Source organism: Thalassolituus sp. UBA2009, assembly GCF_002335285.1.
Taxonomy (GTDB): domain Bacteria; phylum Pseudomonadota; class Gammaproteobacteria; order Pseudomonadales; family Oceanobacteraceae; genus Venatoribacter; species Venatoribacter alkanivorans.
The window spans coordinates 16,632-34,388 of sequence record NZ_DDCJ01000071.1 but is presented as its reverse complement, the minus strand read 5'-3'; the positions used below and the strand labels follow the sequence as shown (position 1 = coordinate 34,388).

At 52.7% G+C, this 17,757-nt stretch carries 19 protein-coding genes; 5 read left to right on the top strand and 14 right to left on the bottom strand.

The window, feature by feature from the left end; translation table 11 throughout:
- A partial coding sequence (locus B3P58_RS09160; protein ID WP_286717108.1) for a BCCT family transporter occupies positions 1–858 on the top strand: 858 nt, incomplete at its 5' end.
- On the opposite strand, the gene B3P58_RS09155 is transcribed toward B3P58_RS09160, so the two are convergent.
- Together B3P58_RS09155 and B3P58_RS09150 are read right to left on the bottom strand one after the other, a co-directional pair.
- Positions 850–1,482 (bottom strand): sensor histidine kinase, encoded by a 633-nt coding sequence (locus B3P58_RS09155; protein ID WP_286717106.1) that lies wholly within the window; start codon positions 1,480–1,482, stop codon positions 850–852. The genes B3P58_RS09160 and B3P58_RS09155 overlap by 9 nt on opposite strands.
- Before the next feature lie 16 nt (positions 1,483–1,498).
- On the bottom strand, positions 1,499–3,139 hold the full coding sequence (locus tag B3P58_RS09150; protein WP_225691291.1) for a tetratricopeptide repeat-containing response regulator: 1,641 nt from the start codon (positions 3,137–3,139) through the stop codon (positions 1,499–1,501).
- A 151-nt stretch (positions 3,140–3,290) separates the two neighbouring features.
- Here B3P58_RS09150 and B3P58_RS09145 point away from each other — a divergent pair, with 151 nt between their 5' ends.
- Positions 3,291–4,199: a lysophospholipid acyltransferase family protein gene (locus B3P58_RS09145; protein WP_286717104.1), complete on the top strand. Its 909-nt coding sequence runs from the start codon at positions 3,291–3,293 to the stop codon at positions 4,197–4,199.
- 128 nt (positions 4,200–4,327) lie between these two features.
- Positions 4,328–5,233 (top strand): lysophospholipid acyltransferase family protein, encoded by a 906-nt coding sequence (locus B3P58_RS09140; RefSeq protein ID WP_286717103.1) that lies wholly within the window; start codon positions 4,328–4,330, stop codon positions 5,231–5,233.
- Between the two features lie 45 nt (positions 5,234–5,278).
- Here the strand turns inward: B3P58_RS09140 and B3P58_RS09135 are convergent, their stop codons facing one another.
- From B3P58_RS09135 to def, 7 genes are all read right to left on the bottom strand, one after another.
- A complete protein-coding gene (locus B3P58_RS09135; RefSeq protein ID WP_186435814.1) occupies positions 5,279–5,473 on the bottom strand; it encodes a zf-HC2 domain-containing protein in 195 nt (64 codons plus the stop codon).
- Entirely contained in the window at positions 5,470–6,060 is a 591-nt protein-coding gene (locus B3P58_RS09130) for a sigma-70 family RNA polymerase sigma factor (RefSeq protein WP_230331730.1), read from the bottom strand. The genes B3P58_RS09135 and B3P58_RS09130 overlap by 4 nt, the downstream gene beginning before the upstream one ends.
- 2 nt (positions 6,061–6,062) lie before the next feature.
- A complete protein-coding gene (locus B3P58_RS09125) occupies positions 6,063–7,511 on the bottom strand; it encodes a TrkH family potassium uptake protein (protein ID WP_145467293.1) in 1,449 nt (482 codons plus the stop codon).
- Between the two features lie 12 nt (positions 7,512–7,523).
- Positions 7,524–8,897: a Trk system potassium transporter TrkA gene (gene trkA / locus B3P58_RS09120; RefSeq protein ID WP_145467291.1), complete on the bottom strand. Its 1,374-nt coding sequence runs from the start codon at positions 8,895–8,897 to the stop codon at positions 7,524–7,526.
- Positions 8,898–8,959: 62 nt separating this feature from the next.
- Entirely contained in the window at positions 8,960–10,294 is a 1,335-nt protein-coding gene (gene rsmB / locus B3P58_RS09115) for a 16S rRNA (cytosine(967)-C(5))-methyltransferase RsmB (RefSeq protein ID WP_286717101.1), read from the bottom strand.
- Positions 10,291–11,241 (bottom strand): methionyl-tRNA formyltransferase, encoded by a 951-nt coding sequence (gene fmt / locus B3P58_RS09110; RefSeq protein WP_286717099.1) that lies wholly within the window; start codon positions 11,239–11,241, stop codon positions 10,291–10,293. Before fmt ends, rsmB begins: the two co-directional genes overlap by 4 nt.
- Positions 11,241–11,765, bottom strand: coding sequence for a peptide deformylase (def, locus tag B3P58_RS09105; protein WP_225691297.1), 525 nt, complete (start codon positions 11,763–11,765; stop codon positions 11,241–11,243). Before def ends, fmt begins: the two co-directional genes overlap by 1 nt.
- Positions 11,766–11,876: 111 nt before the next feature.
- Between def and B3P58_RS09100 the strand changes: the two genes are divergently transcribed.
- Together B3P58_RS09100 and dprA are read left to right on the top strand one after the other, a co-directional pair.
- A complete protein-coding gene (locus B3P58_RS09100; RefSeq protein WP_145467285.1) occupies positions 11,877–12,935 on the top strand; it encodes a LysM peptidoglycan-binding domain-containing protein in 1,059 nt (352 codons plus the stop codon).
- A gap of 12 nt (positions 12,936–12,947) precedes the next feature.
- On the top strand, positions 12,948–14,036 hold the full coding sequence (gene dprA / locus B3P58_RS09095) for a DNA-processing protein DprA (protein ID WP_286717096.1): 1,089 nt from the start codon (positions 12,948–12,950) through the stop codon (positions 14,034–14,036).
- 26 nt (positions 14,037–14,062) lie between these two features.
- Here the strand turns inward: dprA and B3P58_RS09090 are convergent, their stop codons facing one another.
- The 5 genes from B3P58_RS09090 to B3P58_RS09070 form a co-directional block, all read right to left on the bottom strand.
- Positions 14,063–14,293: a hypothetical protein gene (locus tag B3P58_RS09090; protein WP_286717094.1), complete on the bottom strand. Its 231-nt coding sequence runs from the start codon at positions 14,291–14,293 to the stop codon at positions 14,063–14,065.
- A gap of 180 nt (positions 14,294–14,473) precedes the next feature.
- On the bottom strand, positions 14,474–14,962 hold the full coding sequence (locus tag B3P58_RS09085) for a hypothetical protein (protein ID WP_286717093.1): 489 nt from the start codon (positions 14,960–14,962) through the stop codon (positions 14,474–14,476).
- Positions 14,963–15,673: 711 nt separating this feature from the next.
- On the bottom strand, positions 15,674–15,940 hold the full coding sequence (locus B3P58_RS09080) for a hypothetical protein (RefSeq protein WP_286717092.1): 267 nt from the start codon (positions 15,938–15,940) through the stop codon (positions 15,674–15,676).
- 870 nt (positions 15,941–16,810) lie between these two features.
- Positions 16,811–17,209 carry a hypothetical protein gene (locus tag B3P58_RS09075; RefSeq protein WP_286717091.1) on the bottom strand — a complete coding sequence of 133 codons (399 nt, stop codon included), beginning with the start codon at positions 17,207–17,209 and terminating at the stop codon, positions 16,811–16,813.
- A gap of 70 nt (positions 17,210–17,279) precedes the next feature.
- The gene (locus B3P58_RS09070) at positions 17,280–17,750 is read right to left on the bottom strand and encodes a hypothetical protein (RefSeq protein WP_286717089.1); all 471 of its coding nucleotides are present in this window, start codon (positions 17,748–17,750) and stop codon (positions 17,280–17,282) included.
- Positions 17,751–17,757: the final 7 nt, after the last annotated feature.

Below are 17,757 nucleotides of genomic sequence, written 5' to 3'. Positions count from 1 at the left end.
GATCATGCGGTGGCGCTGTTTCAGCTCTACGATCAGCTGCCCTGGTCGTCGTTTTTATCGCTGCTTACGGTGTGCCTGATCATTACCTTCTTTGTTACCTCATCGGACTCCGGCTCACTGGTGGTTGATTCCCTTGCCTCCGGCGGGGCGCTGGAAACTCCGCTGTGGCAGCGCATCTTCTGGGCTTTTCTGGAAGGCACCATCGCGGCTGTTCTGTTGTTGGCCGGTGGCCTGAGTGCGTTGCAAACCATGACCATCGCCAGTGCTCTGCCGTTTGCGGCCATTATGTTGGTGGCGGTTGCCGGGTTGTGGCGGGCGCTGGTGATTGAAGGGCACCGGACTTCGAGTCTGAACTCAGCCGCGTCGACCCGCCCGCATCAGCAGCAGGGACAGTGGCGCCAGCGTCTGGCGGGCCTGGTGGATTTTCCGGATGCCACACGCGTTGATGGCTTTATTGCCACCACCGCAGTACCTGCGCTGGAGCAGGTTTGCAAAGAGCTGGTACAGCACGGCTGGCAGGCTCAGGTTGGGCACGATGCCGCCCAGGCCAGAGTCTGGTTGCAGGTGCAGGGGAGCGAGGACGTGGACTTTATTTACGATATTCGCCGCACCCTACAGCCTTTACCGGCGTACAAAGCGCCGGCAGATGGTGAGCAGTTTGCCCGTGCTGAGGTGTATCTGCGCCGCGGCAGTCAGGGCTATGACCTGTATGGCTGTGATCAGCAGGAGGTTATCCGTGATCTGCTTGATCAGTTTGAGAATTATCTCAATTTCCTGCACATCACCCCTGGCCATCTGCCCTGGGAAACCGCCGGTTACGATGAACTCAGTACCCCGGCAGAAGGCCGCTCAGGGTAAGTGAACGCTGACTGCTGCCCCGCCTTCCTTACGGTTGGCGATGTGCACACTGCCGCGCTCTTCGCCCTGTTTATGGTGGCCGGCAATCAGCTCAACAAAGAACAGGCCCAGACCAGAGCCTTCGTTTTTGGTGGTGTCTTTTTCACCGGCGAGTACGGCTTCGTCGAAGCCGTGGCCGTTATCTTCAACGCAGACAGTGAGGCCATTGCTGTCATCGGCGGTCAGACGGATTTGCGTAGCACCGGCCTGAGCGCTGTTGGTGATTAAGGTGATAAGCGCCAGATGAATCAGGGTTTCGTTGTAGAAGCCCTGACAGTCTTCACTGATGTCGTTGGAGAAACGTATACCCGGGTATTGCAGGCTGGTGGCTTCGATGGCATCGGCGGCGGTGTCGCGTGGCCAGGCATCGTCCATCGGAAAGTGTGATTTCTGTTCGAGGCGGAACAGAGTCACCATTTGCATGGTGTCGTTTTTCAGCCGGTTGGTGCGCTGCAAAATGGGTTCAAGGTGTGTGTGATAACGTTTGGGAATGCGTGCCAGTGCTTCCTGTTCGTAGTCGAGCAGTGCCTGCAGCTGATTTTTCAGGTCGTGCACTACGGCGCCGACCAGATGTTCAAATTTCATGGAAACTTCCCGTGTCCTAAAGACCTGCGGCCCGCTTCAGGCGCATAAATGTGCCCTTCAGACGCTCGTATCGTTCATAACGTTCATCGTTATTGCCAATTTTGCCAATACGTTGAAAGTAGCGGTAGCAATCTTTTAACTGGCCGATGTCGATCTGGGTATTTTCGATCAGGCTGATTTTCGCCTGAATAGCATTCAGCAGTACGCTGACACCGGCCTCATCATAAGAGGCAGCCTCGTCAAAGGCGGTGATGGCGTCGGCAAATTCACCTTTTTCGTAGTGGCCCACACCACGGGCATTCAGGGCGGCGGTATGGTCACGGATGACCATCTGATTCAGGTTTTCTTCCAGCGATTGCAGCTGGGCCAGTTCGGCGGCGGCCAGTCCCTGTTTTTCCAGTGTGCGCATTAATTTTTTGGCTTTTACGTGTTGTCCTGTGTCGATATAGGCTTCCGTCATCTGCAGCTGCTGCTCGTGGCTGGGGTCTTTCATGCGCTGCAGAATTTCTTCAGCGCGCTGGGCCGATGCACGGGCTTTATCTTCATCATTAAGGGACGTATGAGTCTTGCCTTCAACAATGCTGGTTTCAAACATTATGCTGTCCTGACCGGCGTAGTCCTGACGCAGCTCATCAATGGCTTTAAAAGCTTTTTCGACGCGAGTGCGTTGCTCGCGGCTCTGCTCGCCGGCTTTTAATTCGTGGTGCACGGTGCGGGCAAATTTCAGATAGTTGCCGGAATTTTTGTAGCAGGAATGGCGGCCAAGTTTGATGGCCTGTTCGAAGGCGGCTTCGGCGACCGGGAAATCGCCATTATTGTATGCCAGTTGTCCCAGCTCCATCTGCCGCAGTACGGCTTTGGGGGATATTTCCACCGCTTTTTCCAGTTGCTTCTGCGCGCCTTTGGCATCGCCCAGACTGCGCAGAATGGTGGCAGTCCAGTCGTAACACTGCACATACATCGGATGAACAATTAATGTCTGCTTGAGCAGGGCCAGTGCACTGCGTGAGTCGCCGAGAAAGTGCATACAGATAGCCTGACCAAGGCGGGCCCAGGATACCGAGCGCTTGTTCAGCAGTTCTGAATAAATTTTGATGGCGTCGTTGTAACGCTTCTGGCGGATATAAAGTTTGCCGAGGATACGGGTCACCGGAATCATCAGTTTCGGATTGTTTTCCAGTACGGCTGCCGCCAGTTCTATAGCGCGGTCGGTATCGCCCTGATCAATGGCGCTATCAACTTCCGCTAATTCCAGTTTGGTGGTCAGGATGCGGGTCAGGCGTTCACGCAGCATGTTCAGGGTAAAGGGCTTGGTGATGTAGTTATCGGGTTCGTATTCGAGTGCCCCCATCACCATTTCGACGGCGTTCTCCCCGGTAACCAGAATAAACAGGGCGGTGGCGCGCAGGCGGTTGCAGTAACGCGCCTCTTCCAGAATCTGCTGGCCGTCTTTGCCTTTGCCGAGGTTGTAATCGGACAGCACGATGTCGTATTCACGCTCCATGATAAAGTCCATGGCTTCGCGGCCATCGGTAGCCGTATCTATCTGTGTGGCACCAAGGATGGTGATCATCTTTTTCAGTGCGCTGCGGGCTTCTACCAGATCATCAACGACAAGGATGCGTTTTTCTTTGAGGGCGAGTTCAAGATTAATCATATTCGCGGTCATCTACGTGGTGTTCTGAGTCTAGCAGAGCAACTGATGGATGCTGTTGCCGGGCTTATGTTTGTTGTCTCTGCGTCGTCTCAGTTGTGCCTGTTGCATGAGACAGGCTGCAGGTACACTTCAGGCTCTGCAGAGGAGTTGCATGTTGAAATCTCTTTTAGGCTACATACTGATCGGACTGATTAAGTTAGTAGGACTGACACCGTTAAAGACGGCGCAAAAATTGGGGCGGGGCATAGGCTGGCTTCTCTGGTCTTTCCGCAGTCGTGCCAGAGAGGTGGCGCGGGTAAACCTCGGACTTTGTTATCCGGATATGGCACCTGAGCAGTGTGATCGGCTGTTGCGTGACGCTTTGCTGCACAGCGGTATGACAGCGGCAGAGATGGGGCCTTTCTGGGGTTACAGTCAGCAGGAGGGCCTGAAACTGCTGAACAAGGTTCACTGTGGTGAGCTGCTGGACAGGGCGCTTGCGGATGAACGGGGTGTGTTGCTGCTGATTCCGCACCAGGGAAATTGGGAGCTGACGAACAACTTCATCTCGGGCCAGAGCCCGGTAACCTTTATGTACCGGCCGCTGAAGAATCAGGTATTTAATGACTGGATGGTGAAGCGGCGGGAGATGCTGGGCTGCAATCTGGTTCCGACTACCGGTGCCGGAGTTAGAAAACTTTTTGAGGTATTACAGTCTGGTGGGGTTGTGGGCTTTTTACCCGATCAGGAACCCAAACGCCGCAGCGGCGTGTTTGTGCCTTTTATGTCAGTGCCAGCACTGACGCCCAAATTACCCGGGGAGCTACTGAGAAAAACCGGCGCGATTGCCCTGATGGTATGCGTCGTCCGTCTGCCCGATGCGCAAGGCTTTGATATCCATATTTCTGAGCCCCCTTCAGATATTTACGCGGATGATCCCGAAGTCTCGGCAGCGGCCATGAACCTTGCAATTGAGCGCTGTATCGCGCTGTGCCCTGAGCAGTATCAGTGGGAATACAAGCGCTTTAAACATCGGCCCGAACATGCGCTGAGCCCTTACGCCAAAGCCGGGGTGCCCTGATTCCGCGGTGGTGGCCGGGCCTCAGCAAGCCATATTATTAATATTTAAGAACAGTTCTGATCCTGTGCCGGTCTGTTGCATGATATGTGGTAACCGGTACACTGCGACTCCCGCACAGGAGTCGTATTGTGAAATCGATCATTGGTTATCTGGCGATAGGGCTGATTAAGCTGCTGTCCCTTACTTCTCTCTCTCTGGCACAAAAAGTTGGTCGTGGTCTGGGCTGGCTGTTATTGCAACGCCGCACCCGCGCCCGTGAAGTGGCCCGTCTCAACCTGTCCCTCTGTTATCCACACCTGAGCGAAGCAGAGCGCGAAAATCTGCTGGCTGAAACGCTGGCAGAAAACGGCATGATTCTCGCTGAAATGGGGCCGATGTGGGGCTACGCTCCCGAGCGGGCGGCGGGTCTGATCCGCAATGTTATTGGCGAAGATGTGCTTGATGAAGCGATCGCTGATCCCCGTGGCCTGATTCTGCTGGCGCCGCATCTGGGCAACTGGGAAATCATCAACAACTACATCTCCACTAAATGCCCGATCACCATCATGTATCGTCCGGCCAAAATACCGGTATTCAATAACTGGATGGTTGCCCGCCGTGAAGCGGTGGGTTGTAAGCTGGTGCCGACCACCCGGGCCGGTGTAAAAGGGTTATTTGATGTGCTCAATGACGGTGGAATGATCGGCTTTCTGCCGGATCAGGAGCCACAAAAGAAAAGCGGCGTGTTCGCGCCTTTTATGGGCATAGAAACCCTGACGCCGAAATTACCGCATGACATGCTGAAAAAAACCGGTGCCATAGCCATTTACGGTTTTGCCAAGCGCCTGCCCAATGCCGAAGGTTTTGATATTTATTTCATCCGTGCCGATGACGATCTGTACGCTGACGATGTACGTGTGTCGGCTACGTCAATGAACCGCAGCATTGAAGAGTGTGTTTCGCACTGTCCGGCGCAGTACCAGTGGACCTATAAACGTTTTAACCGCTTTCCTGAAGGCGGGCCGACGCGCTACCGGATTGCGAATATCCCATAAGGTGTCTGAATTATGTGGCGGGCTCTGGTCTGAACCGTACAGGCGCTATTGATTGCTGTCGTCTTTATCCTGTGGACGGGATGCTTTGGTGAATCGTCGCAGCAGATGCATCTGTTCACCAAAACGGCGGCAGCCAGAGCAGATAAGGGTGTGAACTTTCAGTTCGGCCTGCTCTTTAAGACTGAGCGGGCGCTCCTGAGCTTCAGACATCAGGCGTGTGGCCTGCTGACAATTCATCATGTGTTTTCTCCCGCCCCGAACCAGTGATCTTCCAGACATTCGCGCAGCCGCAGCCGCGCGCGGTACAGCAGTACATGCAGGTTACTGGTTGTCAGTTCCAGAGCCGCACAGATTTCCTGGCTGTCCAGTTCGATAAATTCCCGCATCATAAATACCCGTGCCTGTTCTGCCGGTAAGGCATCCAGGCAACGGTCAAACACGCGCCAGAAATGTTCGTCGTGTACCAATTGCTCCGGGGCGTCCCAGCGTTGCGGGCGATCGTCTTTGTGCCAGTGACCACGCTCATTAAACAATTGGTCGTCGGCCAGACTGCAATCCTTACAGTCATCGATATCTGTCATCTGCGGTTGGCGGTAACGGCCGCGCAGGGCGTCTGCAATTTTGTTCTTCAGAATGGCAAACATCCAGGTCTTAAGACTGGCAGCGCGGTTAAAGGCCGCGGCATTTTTCAGTGCTCCGGCCAGTGCTTCCTGCACCACATCTTCGGCTTGTTGTTCGTCACTGAGTTGCAGCCGGGCGAAGCTGAGCATCTGCTGACGCAGTTCGTTCAGTTGTCCGTTATCAGCAAAAGGCCGGGAATCATTCATGTTCAGCTGCGCCAGAAGTTAGGGCTTAACAGCACCAGCAGAGTGAAAATTTCCAGACGGCCAAGCAGCATGGTCAGTGCCAGCAGCCATTTGGCGGTGTCGGAAATATTACCGTAATGGGCGGCAACATCACCCAGACCCGGACCGAGGTTATTGAGGCAGGAACCAACAGCAGAAAACGCGGTAACCTGATCCAGCCCGGTGGCCATCAGCGCCAGCATCATCACCATAAAGGTCACGATATAGACGGCAAAAAATCCCCATACGGCATCCAGAATGCGATCGGGTACGGCGCGGCGGCCGAGCTTAACCGGCATTACGGCATTGGGATGAATCAGGCGACGGATCTCACGCACACCCTGTTTGTAGATCAGCAACACACGGATAACCTTCATACCACCACCGGTCGAACCGGTACAGCCGCCGATAAAGGCCATCATAAACAGCAACACCGGCAGGAAGACCGGCCAGCCGGCAAAGTCGGCGGTGCCGAAGCCTGCGGTGGTGGCGATGGACACCAGTTCAAAGACACCGAAACGGATGGCTTCCGGCAGAGGATAAGTATCGGTCAGCCACAGTGCGGAAATGGTCAGCAGAATACCGCCGGCCATGACCAGCAGAAAGAAGCGTATTTCTGAATCCTGCAGATAGTGGCTCAGTGTACGGTTACGCCAGGCGAAGAAATGCAGCGAATAATTCATCGCGGCAATCAGCATAAAAAAGACGCAGATGCCTTCAATCAGAGCGCTGTTAAAGTGGCCGATGGAGGCATCATAGGTTGAGAAACCACCAATACCCACGGTCGCGAAGCTGTGGGTGACCGCATCAAAGCCGCTCATGCCGGCAAACCAGTAAGCCAGGGCGCAGCTGATGGTTAAGAAGGCGTACACATACCACAGGGCTTTGGCGGTTTCCGCGATACGTGGCGTGAGTTTGGAGTCTTTCAGTGGGCCCGGCATTTCCGCGCGGTAAAGCTGCATACCACCAATGCCCAGCATCGGCAGAATGGCGACTGCCAGAACGATAATCCCCATGCCGCCCAGCCATTGCAGCTGCTGGCGATACCAGAGGATTGATTTCGGCAGGTACTCAAGGCCGGTCATTACCGTTGCGCCGGTGGTGGTCCAGCCCGACAACGACTCAAAGAAAGCATCGGCAAAACTCAGGCCGGGATGCTCGGCAATCATAAAGGGCAGTGTGCCGGCGAGACCGAGGGTCAGCCAGAACAGTGCGGCAATCAGGAAGCCGTCGCGGGTACGCAGCTCGTTATGGGCATTTTTTACCGGTAACCAGGACACAAAACCCAGGCCAAAGGTCAGTACCAGAGCAATAACAAAGGCTTCGGTGGCGCCATCGTTAAACCACATCGACACCAGAATCGGTGGCAGCATGGTCATGCTGAACAGCATGAGAAAGATACCAAGAATGCGCGCAATAACCGCAAAGTGCATGGACAGCTCCGCTCAGAAGAAACCGAGACCGACCTGGAACAGGCGCTCGACGTCCGGAATATGGCGTTTTTTCATCACGAACAGAATGACGTGATCGTTGGATTCCACCACCACATCAGAACTGGCCATAATCACATCTTCACCACGCACAATGGCACCGATGGTGGTACCTGGTGGCAGTTTGATTTCGCGGATTTTGCGCCCCACCACTTTTGATGAGTTGCTGTCGCCATGGGCAATGGCTTCGATGGCCTCTGCTGCGCCACGGCGCAGAGAGTGAACATTCACTACGTCACCACGACGCACGTGGGTCAGCAGGCTGCCGATGGTGGCCTGTTGCGGAGACAGCGCCACGTCGATCATACCGCCCTGCACCAGATCGACATACGCCGCTTTGTTAATCAGCGTCATGACCTTACGTGCACCAAGACGCTTGGCCAGCAGCGACGACATGATGTTCACCTCGTCATCGTTGGTCAGGGCACAGAATACATCGGTGTTTTCGATGTTTTCTTCTTCCAGCAGTGCTTTGTCGGTGGCACTGCCCAGCAGCACCACGGTTTTGCTCAGATTTTCACTGAGGAACTGAGCGCGTTGTTCGCCGTGTTCAATCAGTTTTATGCGGTAATCACGCTCCAGCGCTTTCGCCAGACGGTAACCAATGTTACCGCCGCCAACGATCATCACCCGCTTGTAAGAATCTTCTTCGCGGCGCAGTTCACTCATTACCTTGCGGATATGCTCTTTGGCAGCAACGAAGAACACTTCGTCGTCGGCCTCAATAATGGTATCACCGGTGGGTTCGATGGCTTTGTTGCGGCGGAATACCGCCGCCACGCGGGCATCAATATTGGGCAGGTGATCTTTCAGATGGTGAATCGCCTGACCGACCAGAGGGCCGCCGTAATAGGCGCGCACCGCAACCAGCTGTACGCGCTGATCGGCAAAATCCAGCACCTGTAACGCGCCGGGATACTGCAGCAGGCGGCTGATGTAGTTGGTCACCACCTGCTCAGGGGAAATCAGAACGTCGATCGGGAAAGCATCGTTGCGGAACAGCTCAGCCTGCTTCAGATACTGGCCGGAGCGGATACGGCTGATCTTGGTTGGCGTACGGAACAGGGTGTAAGCTACCTGACAGGCCACCATATTGGTTTCGTCAGAGTTGGTTACCGCAACCAGCATATCGGCATCATCGGCCCCGGCATCACGCAGGATGCTGGGGTATGAACCGCGGCCAAGAACCGTTTTGATATCGATACGGTCCTGCAGCTCGCGCAGGCGGTCGGCATCGGTGTCGACCACGGTAATGTCATTCTGCTCATTGGCCAGGTTTTCAGCCAGTGTGCCGCCGACCTGACCGGCGCCCAGGATAATAATCTTCATAGGCTCTCAATATTGGTTCTCAGTAGCCTGCGGACACACGGTTGGCGTGTCCCCCGTCGCGCTTACTGCGTTTTGTGCAGCAGGGCGTAGTAAAAACCGTCGTGGCCGTCGCGTTGTGGCAGCAGCTGACGCCCGGCATTACAGGCGCTTCCCCAGCAAAAGTCCAGTGTCTGCAACTGTGCATCACTGTTGGCATCAACAAAGCGGCGGATTTGTTCGCTGTTTTCCTGCGGTAAGACCGAACAGGTGGCGTACAGCAAACGGCCGCCCGGCTTCAGCAGAGACCAGGCGGTATCCAGCAATTGCGCCTGAACCTGTGCCAGTTGCCCGATATCTTCGCGGCGGCGCAGCAGCTTGATATCCGGATGGCGACGAATCACACCGGTGGCCGAGCAGGGCGCGTCGAGCAGAATGGCATCAAATAATTCACCATCCCACCAGGCGTCCGGGGTGGCCATATCGGCACACACAACCTCGGCGCTGAGCTGCAGCCGGGCGAGGTTTTCATGCACCCGTGGCAGGCGGCTTTCTTCAATATCCAGCGCTACGACACGGGCGTCTGCGCTTTCCAGCAGATGGCAGCTTTTACCACCGGGAGCAGCACAGGCATCGAGAATGCGTTCGCCGTCCTGCGGCGCCAGCAGCATTGCCGCCAGCTGCGCGGCTTCGTCCTGCACGCTGAAATCGCCATCGGCAAAACCGGGCAGCGCGGTGATATCACAGGATTCGGCCAGATAAATACCAACGGCGCTGTGTTCGGCAGGGCGGGCTTCGATACCGGCCTGTTGCAGGCGTTCGAGGTATTGCTCACGGTTGCCGTGGCGCTGGTTCACGCGCAGGCACAGCGGTGGGCGCTGGTTATTCTGTTCGAGAATGTCCTGAAACTGTTCCGGCCAGGCTTTGCTCAGCATTTTGACCAGCCATTTCGGGTGGCTGCTGGCGGTTACCGGGTTTTCGTCCAGTGGTGGCGTAAGGCTTTCGTATTCGCGTGCGTAACGGCGCAGGCAGGCATTAATAACGGATTTGGCGTAACCCTTGCCCAGCTCTTCGCAGACTTCGACGGTGGCGTGCACGGCGGCATGCGGCGCTTTCTTCTGAATCTCGAGCTGGTACAGACCGATGATCAGCAGGGCAAATAAGTCCTGATCTTCTTCACCAAAAGGCCGGCTGAGTAGCATCTTGGCCAGTGCGTTCAGGCGCTGAAAATGACGGCAGCTGCCCAGTGCCAGGTCGCGCAGAAAGCCGCGGTCAGCCAGGTCGACGCGCAGTTCCAGCGGTGGCAGGCATTGGTTAAGGGATTGTCCGGCGAGGACGGCACTGAGTGCCATGGCCGCCGCACGGCGGGCACTCAGGGTGGTGTCTTTGGCTTTACCCCAGGGCGAGGTCGCGGCGCTCAAGGTTGCGACGCCAGCATGTGGTGCGGCTGAAATAACTGTGGCTGACCATTAATCACATCGGCCACGTTCATGGCTTTTTTGCCGGCTAACTGTACCTGAGTGATACGTAATACTCCTTCGCCACAGGCGATTTCCAGACCATCGGCGCTGACTTTGGCGATAGTGCCTGGCAGCAGCTGGCTCGGTTGTTCAAGGGCTTCGGCCATGAGTACGCGGATGCGCTCATCGCCAAGCAGGGTGTAAGCCATCGGGAACGGGTTAAAGGCGCGCACGCGCAGCGCAATCTCTTCTGCCGGTTGTTGCCAGTTGATGAGAGCTTCTTCTTTCAGCAGCTTATGGGCGTAGTTGGCCTGTGCATCGTTTTGCTTTTCCGGATTCAGGGTTCCGGCTTCAAGCTGTGCCAGGGTATTCAGCAGCGCCGCCGGGCCCATCTCTGCCAGACGGTCATGCAGGGTGCCGCCGGTATCGTCAGCCAGAATACCGGTGGTGACTTTGCTCAGCATGTCGCCGGTATCCAGACCCTTATCCATCTGCATGATGGTGATGCCGGTCATTTTGTCACCGGCTTCAATGCAGCGCTGAATCGGCGCTGCACCGCGCCAGCGTGGCAGCAGTGAGGCGTGTACGTTCAGACAGCCGTGCTTTGGCGCGTCGAGTACGCTTTGCGGCAGGATCAGGCCATAGGCGACCACCACCATAACGTCGGCATTCAGGCTTTTCAGCTGCTCAACGTCGGCGTCATCCTTAAAGTTCAGCGGCTGAAAGACCTCTAGGCCGTGCTCCAGCGCTACCTGTTTGACGGGGCTCGGCTGCAGCTTCTTACCGCGTCCGGCGGGACGGTCGGGTTGGGTATAAACACCGATCACCTCATGCTCGCTGTTGATCAGCGCCTGCAGATGAATGGCAGCAAACTCCGGCGTACCGGCAAAAACGACGCGTAAGGCCATTACTTCTTACCCTGATTGCGGGCTTCGAGTTTGTGCTTCTTCTCGAGTTTGTCTTTGATGCGGTTACGCTTCAGTGGCGAGATATAGTCGACCATCAGTTTGCCTTCGAGGTGGTCAGCTTCGTGCTGAATACAGACCGCCAGCAGGCCGCGGCATTCCATTTCAAAGGGTTTGCCATCGCGGTCGAGGGCTTTGACCAGACAGTGCTCAATGCGGGTAACGTCTTCGTAGAAGCCGGGAACCGACAAGCAACCTTCCTGCATGGTTTCCATTTCGCCGTCGAGTACGGTGATTTCCGGATTGATAAATACCAGTGGCTCGTTTTTATCTTCCGACACGTCGATGGTCACGATGCGCTCGTGTACATTGACCTGAGTGGCCGCCAGACCAATGCCCGGTGCCTGATACATGGTTTCGAACATGTCATCGACGATGGCACGCACCCGGTCGTCCACCTCAGCCACAGGTGCGGCTTTGGTACGTAAACGGGGATCCGGGTATTCTAAAATTTCGAGTATGGACATAGAGTTGCTGTGCTTTTATAGAACTAAGTGGTCGTGACTTGCTAAGATGGCTGCCGAACAGTGATTTTCAATGCGCGATCGCAGATCCGCTAATAATAAAGGGAATACAGGATGAGCAAAACCATCAAGCGCATTCTCGTTGCTGGTTTGATGTGTCTTTCAACCGGTGCCATGGCGCTGGATCTGAAATCCGATGCGCCACAACGCTATGTGGTTAAAAAGGGCGATACCCTCTGGGATATCTCCGAACGCTTTACCAATGACCCCTGGCAGTGGCCGGAAATCTGGTATCAGAACGGTCAGATTAAAGATCCTCATCTGATTTTTCCGGGTGACGAGATCGGCCTGATCAGCATTGATGGTGAAACCCGCGTTACCGTCACCAAGCGTGGCGAAGGCAGCCGTACCGTGAAGTTATCTCCGGGTACGGTAAAAATGCAGCCAACCGCCCGTGTTGAACCGATTGAGTCTGCAATTCCTGCGATTCCACAGGATGCCATTCGTGGTTTCCTGCGTGAACACCGTGTAGTGGCTCCGGAAGTGCTGGAAAAAGCACCACGTGTTTTGTCGGGCGCCGATGCCCGCATTCTGATGGGCGCTGGCGGTAAAGTGTATGCCCGTGGTGATTTTGGTCCTCAGGTTTCCAGTGCCTACGGCGTGTTCCGCAAAGGTCAGGTTTACCGTGATCCGGAAAGCGGCGAAGTGCTGGGGCTGGAAGCGCTGGATATCGGTATGGGCCGTGTACTGGCGCATGATGATGATATTGTGACGCTGGAACTGGAGCGTACCAATCAGCAGGTATCCGTTGGTGACATGCTGCTGCCGACCGAAGACCGCGATCTTATTGCCAACTTCTACCCGAAATCTCCGGAGCGTGCGGTGCTTGGCCAGATTCTGGCGGTATCCGGCGGCGTGACTCAGGTGGGTCAGTATGACGTGGTGGTACTTAACCGTGGCGAGCGTGATGGCCTGGTGCCCGGCTCTGTACTGCTGATCAAAAAAGCCGGTGCTGTGGTGTATGACCGCGTTGCCGCTGAACGGGTACGCTTACCGGAAGAACGTGCCGGCAGCCTGATGGTGTTCCGTACGTTCGAAAAACTGTCCTATGCACTGATTATGCGGGCGACTAAGCCGCTGCGTGTCGGCGACAAGGTGGAATCCCCGAACTAATAAGGACTGATTATGCTCAGGGACGAGCTGTTACTCGCCTGGTGGCGTCTGGCAAAACTGCCGGGCGTCGGCAGCGTTTCTCTTGGTGATATCCGCCAGAACCTTTCCCGTCCGCACGACCTCTTATCCTGCACCGTCGCGCAGCTGGAGTCTTTTGGCCTGAAGGCCGATGCTGCTGCGCGCTGGCTGGATGATCCTTCCCTGAGTGATGGTTTTGATGTGTTGCAACGCTGGCGCAATCAAAGCCGTTGCGGTGTGTTGCTGGCGGGTGTGGCTCCGTATCCTGAAACGCTTGCCAGCCTGCGCGATGCCCCCACTTTTCTTTATTACCATGGTGATCTGGCCTGTTTCAGTCAGCCAATGATCGCCATGGTCGGCAGTCGTAACCCAACCCCTTATGGCGCAGAATGGGCGCAGCAAACAGCCAGTCAGCTGGCGGCGGCTGGTCTGACGGTCGTCAGTGGCATGGCGATTGGCATTGATGGCGCCGTGCATCAGGGAGCGCTTAGTTGTGGACGCACCATTGCGGTACTCGGCAGCGGTCCGGATGTGATTTATCCGCAGCGCCATCTGGGACTGGCGCAGATGGTGATGCAAAAAGGGCTGTTGTTGTCGGAATTTGCCCCGGGAACAGAGCCCCAGGCCAAACACTTTCCTTCCCGTAACCGCATTATCAGCGGCCTGAGTCTTGGTACTGTGGTGGTGGAAGCAGCAATTAAAAGTGGCTCGCTGATTACCGCGCGTCAGGCAGCAGAACAGGGCCGCGAAGTATTTGCCTTACCCGGTGCAGTGACCAATCCGCTCAGCCATGGTTGCCATCAGCTGATCCGCGAAGGTGCCTGCCTGGTACAGAATGCGCAGGATATTCTGCAGGAGCTGAACCTGTTGCCGGAAAAGGCTCAGACTCAACTGGAATTAACCGAACCGGTATCTGCCGCGGTGCCGGTATTGGTTACTCAGGTGGATTACAGTGCTACCAGCACCGATGTAATTGCCCTGCGCAGCGCCTTACCCATCTCGCAATTATTACCGCAACTCCTCGACCTTGAATTGCAGGGCTGGCTGGCACAGGTGCCAGGCGGTTATATGCGGCTGAAGTAACAGCCGCAATAAAGCTACTAACTCTGTTACAACAGCCGCAACAAAAGCTGTAACAACAGAAAAATAAACAGCGCGATCAGCAGCAGATAGCCGATTACGACCTGTACATACTGAGACTTGTTTTCCCCGGCTTTATACCAACGGCCAAAAGCAAAAATACGCTTATTCTTCAGACCGCTGATCAGCATACCAATCGCAGCAACTAAAGCGATGCCGATGAAATAAGGCAGCCATGCAGTATCGGCAGATGTTGGCATTGGTGTCTCCGTTTATAAAAGATAAAGCTGTTGGTTATTGGCCTCTGTTCAATGGTCAGGAATTTTGACTGGCAATAACAATCAACAGACCAATAAACAGCCAGAGCAGGATTTCCAATACCAGAATGTTCTTTTTGCGCATAAAACCCTGGGGTCTGAATTTCGCTTATGGCGTGACGATCAGCGCTGCCACAGCAACGAAGCAACAAAATACAAAGGTAACGGCATAAATATCCAGCCCAGTGCCAGATTGCGGATCCGGCTGAGCTGACTCCGGCTTACCTGGCCTGAATCCGGAAAGCTTTTCAGATCGCCGAAGCGCTGCTGCCAGAACCAGCGCAGCTGGCCGGATGGCAGAAAAACAGCACCGGTTGCCAATGACAGCAGCACAATCTCTGGGCGGATATATTCAGCGCCACCGATAAAAATCAGCGGCGTGATAATGGCAATAACAGGTGCCAGCAGATGATTAATCAATGGCCACCTGCGGCCATTGGTTTGCTCTTCCAGATAGCACCACCACTTAACCGACATCAGCGGCAGAATGGCAAGCAGAGTACTGCCTGCCACCATCCCTGTTTTCTGAATGACCGAGTTACTGGTGATGCTGCTGATATTCAGCCAGTAAATCAGAGTGGTCAGTATAAGCCAGAGGAGAAATCTGATCAAAACGACGTTTCTTTTTTATAGAGACTAACAAATAAGTGAATAAAACCATACTGATCACTGAAAGTGAAATGCTACAAACGATGTTATCAAAAATGATAGGTAGGCAAATACCAAGAACGATCCAGAGGAAAAAATAACCTCCAAATTTATCGTTATCTGCCATGTCTGAACCGCACTGTTTACATGGAAGCCCATTCTGCGAATCAAGGTCCATAGGAAATATGAATCTGTAAAGAATTCCATGATGACAACCACAATTAAAGCAGATTACTCAGTTGCTTTTGACATTATCTATTGGTCAAGGGCGTCCGTCTGCGACACAACTCCATCAGTGTGAAAAACACGAAGGACTGAACAGCCAGCCAAGCACTAATATCAGGGCAAACACCATACTTCCCTCGATTAGATTGTATATAACGCTCCCCTCATCACCTTTCGAAGGCTTAAATGAAAGAAACGCTATGTATATAAACCCGGGGATAATGGCCATTAAAATAACCTCTTCCGAGGTTAACGTTGGCCAATACTGGGTTTTATATGGAAATACGAATAATTGGTAAAAAAAGCTTAAAACTACCCCATACCCATAAAACCATAACAAGTGGTGGTTCTTCTTTCGTTGAATGAACCACCAATATATAAGAATAAACAGCACACCCAGGGCCGCCAAAGACCATGTATTTTCGAATGAAAGACTCTGACACAATGAACTTAGCCACATATCCAATGATCCTGTTCTGACTGTGTCAGGTTACTTAATAAAAAATACAGGTTGGCCTGTGTAATAGTCCAGGTTTTCTGACCTTCTGCAACTGAAAGCAATAAATCTTTAACCATATTGATGCCGTTCGATAGACTGCCTTTGGTGCTTAACATTTCATTCGATATATCCATATATACCACCCTTCGGGCGACATTGCTGTGCAAAGCTGCTCCTGCTGTTTTGTGTTCAGGAACAAGATGCTCCATCGTACTCATGCCTGTACCAGAAGTACAGTTGTAAGCCATTGCTGGGTATTTTCTAAATTTTCAGGGCTCGCGCCAGCAGGTTAAGCACTCATGCTATTCGCCGTTAATCGATTTATTCTGCAACCTTATAGTCGATAGTGAACTGGTGATTCAGTTTACTATACAAAGGATTAATCCAATTTGTTTGTCGTGGATAATTCGGTAATTTTTCAGATTTTATAAAGTCTGGGTTAAAGTGATGAGAATCAGATGTGCCTTAAATTTTCTTTTTAATGAAAATATAAATCAAAATGCTGAGTAGTATTACGAGTATGCTGGCAGAAACCCAAAAGAACGTGTCATTCTCTGGTGTAATTACATATCCTGAAACTGAATGTGTGTAAATCTTACCTTCGCATAGTTGGTAAACAAAATAACCAAGCAGTACGATGGCAGCAAGAGAAATGCCAAAGCTATCATTAAGATCCTCAGGTTTCTTAGTCAATGCCATTGTCATCCATGTAGATTCAAGCTTCCAATAAAAGTAGCTTGCAAAAAATTAACACTATTTTAAACAAAGATCCACACAGCTAATGTCCTGTCTGCTTGAGTTTCTGCAGACAAGACAGATACCACTTGAGTGTACAGTGAACGTGATTGTCAGGTTGGAATTACACCTACTATGTCGGATGCTTCCCCAGAAGCTATAGAATCAGATCAATTATTCAAAGGGAGTTTAGAATATTTTTCCACTGCTTCGTATCCATATTAAAGATGAGGTCCATAGCACCAGTAAGATAAAAAAACTCTTCCAGCCCAGAGTTTGAATTATCCAATTTTGTGTCGCTAGCATTATCAAAAAAATACCATAAAAAAACATGGTCATAATAATTTTTGTTCTCATAGCAATCCTGACAGACAGATTAAATATAACAATATCGCTCTTACTGCTGTTCCAATACGATTTGGAATTCCACCGGCTACTGCTGATAAAATATACGTTACCTGGCCTGAATCCGGAAAAATTTTCAGATCCCTGAAGCGCTGCTGCCAGAACCAGCGCAGCTGGCCGGATGGCAGAAAAACAGCACTTGTTACCAATGACATCTGCACAATCTCTGGACGGATATATTCAGCGCCACCGATAAAAATCAGCGGCGTGATCATGGCAACAACAGGCGCCAGCAGATGATTAATCAATGGCCATTTGCAGCCATTGATTTGCTCTTCCAGATAGCACCATCCCTGTTTTCTATATGACCGGGTTGCTGGTGATTCTGCTGATATTAAACCTGTCATTATTGTGATGTATATCGCCTAAAATGCTTATGAAAAATAATTCTGTGGAAAGTATAGAGTTGCGTGATGACTACCTCCAAATGCCAAATTTTTGCAGATGCTCCTTTCTTGGTATAAGACCAATGATGACCAAAAGCACACCGCCATCATCACTATATTCATGAAACTCAGCTATGCCAAAAAGTCTATTAAAAAAGGAGTTAGTATAGGATTTTATTCTGTTTGTAATTGAGTCGATTTCGGATACTTTTAATTCTTTCTTATCTAAGAAAAACATTATCGCAGGGTCAACTCTGCGAGGTGTCAATCGACCAACTCGAAACATCTTTACCGCTGCAATTTTATATACGCCATCATTCTGTAAGACCATGTCTTTTATGTCATATCTGAATTTGATTCTAGAGTATTCCATCTGTGGAAATTTACAGATTGGTACAGTCTGATTTAAGTCTTCCCACAGTAGACTCCTGCTCTTCTTTAGTGCAAGAAGAGCAGAAGAGACAGCGATAAATAGAATAAGAAATACCCAGTAGTACAGCATTTAACAA

Coding starts and splice junctions, on each gene's coding strand:
- B3P58_RS09145 (WP_286717104.1), top strand. CDS start 3,291: ATGTTGAAATCTCTTTTAGGCTACATACTGATCGGACTGATTAAGTTA.
- B3P58_RS09130 (WP_230331730.1), bottom strand. CDS start 6,060: ATGAATGATTCCCGGCCTTTTGCTGATAACGGACAACTGAACGAACTG.
- def (WP_225691297.1), bottom strand. CDS start 11,765: ATGTCCATACTCGAAATTTTAGAATACCCGGATCCCCGTTTACGTACC.
- B3P58_RS09125 (WP_145467293.1), bottom strand. CDS start 7,511: ATGCACTTTGCGGTTATTGCGCGCATTCTTGGTATCTTTCTCATGCTG.
- B3P58_RS09080 (WP_286717092.1), bottom strand. CDS start 15,940: ATGAGTACGATGGAGCATCTTGTTCCTGAACACAAAACAGCAGGAGCA.
- B3P58_RS09100 (WP_145467285.1), top strand. CDS start 11,877: ATGAGCAAAACCATCAAGCGCATTCTCGTTGCTGGTTTGATGTGTCTT.
- B3P58_RS09090 (WP_286717094.1), bottom strand. CDS start 14,293: ATGCCAACATCTGCCGATACTGCATGGCTGCCTTATTTCATCGGCATC.
- fmt (WP_286717099.1), bottom strand. CDS start 11,241: ATGGCCTTACGCGTCGTTTTTGCCGGTACGCCGGAGTTTGCTGCCATT.
- B3P58_RS09070 (WP_286717089.1), bottom strand. CDS start 17,750: ATGCTGTACTACTGGGTATTTCTTATTCTATTTATCGCTGTCTCTTCT.
- trkA (WP_145467291.1), bottom strand. CDS start 8,897: ATGAAGATTATTATCCTGGGCGCCGGTCAGGTCGGCGGCACACTGGCT.
- B3P58_RS09075 (WP_286717091.1), bottom strand. CDS start 17,209: ATGACAGGTTTAATATCAGCAGAATCACCAGCAACCCGGTCATATAGA.
- B3P58_RS09135 (WP_186435814.1), bottom strand. CDS start 5,473: ATGATGAATTGTCAGCAGGCCACACGCCTGATGTCTGAAGCTCAGGAG.
- B3P58_RS09155 (WP_286717106.1), bottom strand. CDS start 1,482: ATGAAATTTGAACATCTGGTCGGCGCCGTAGTGCACGACCTGAAAAAT.
- B3P58_RS09150 (WP_225691291.1), bottom strand. CDS start 3,139: ATGATTAATCTTGAACTCGCCCTCAAAGAAAAACGCATCCTTGTCGTT.
- dprA (WP_286717096.1), top strand. CDS start 12,948: ATGCTCAGGGACGAGCTGTTACTCGCCTGGTGGCGTCTGGCAAAACTG.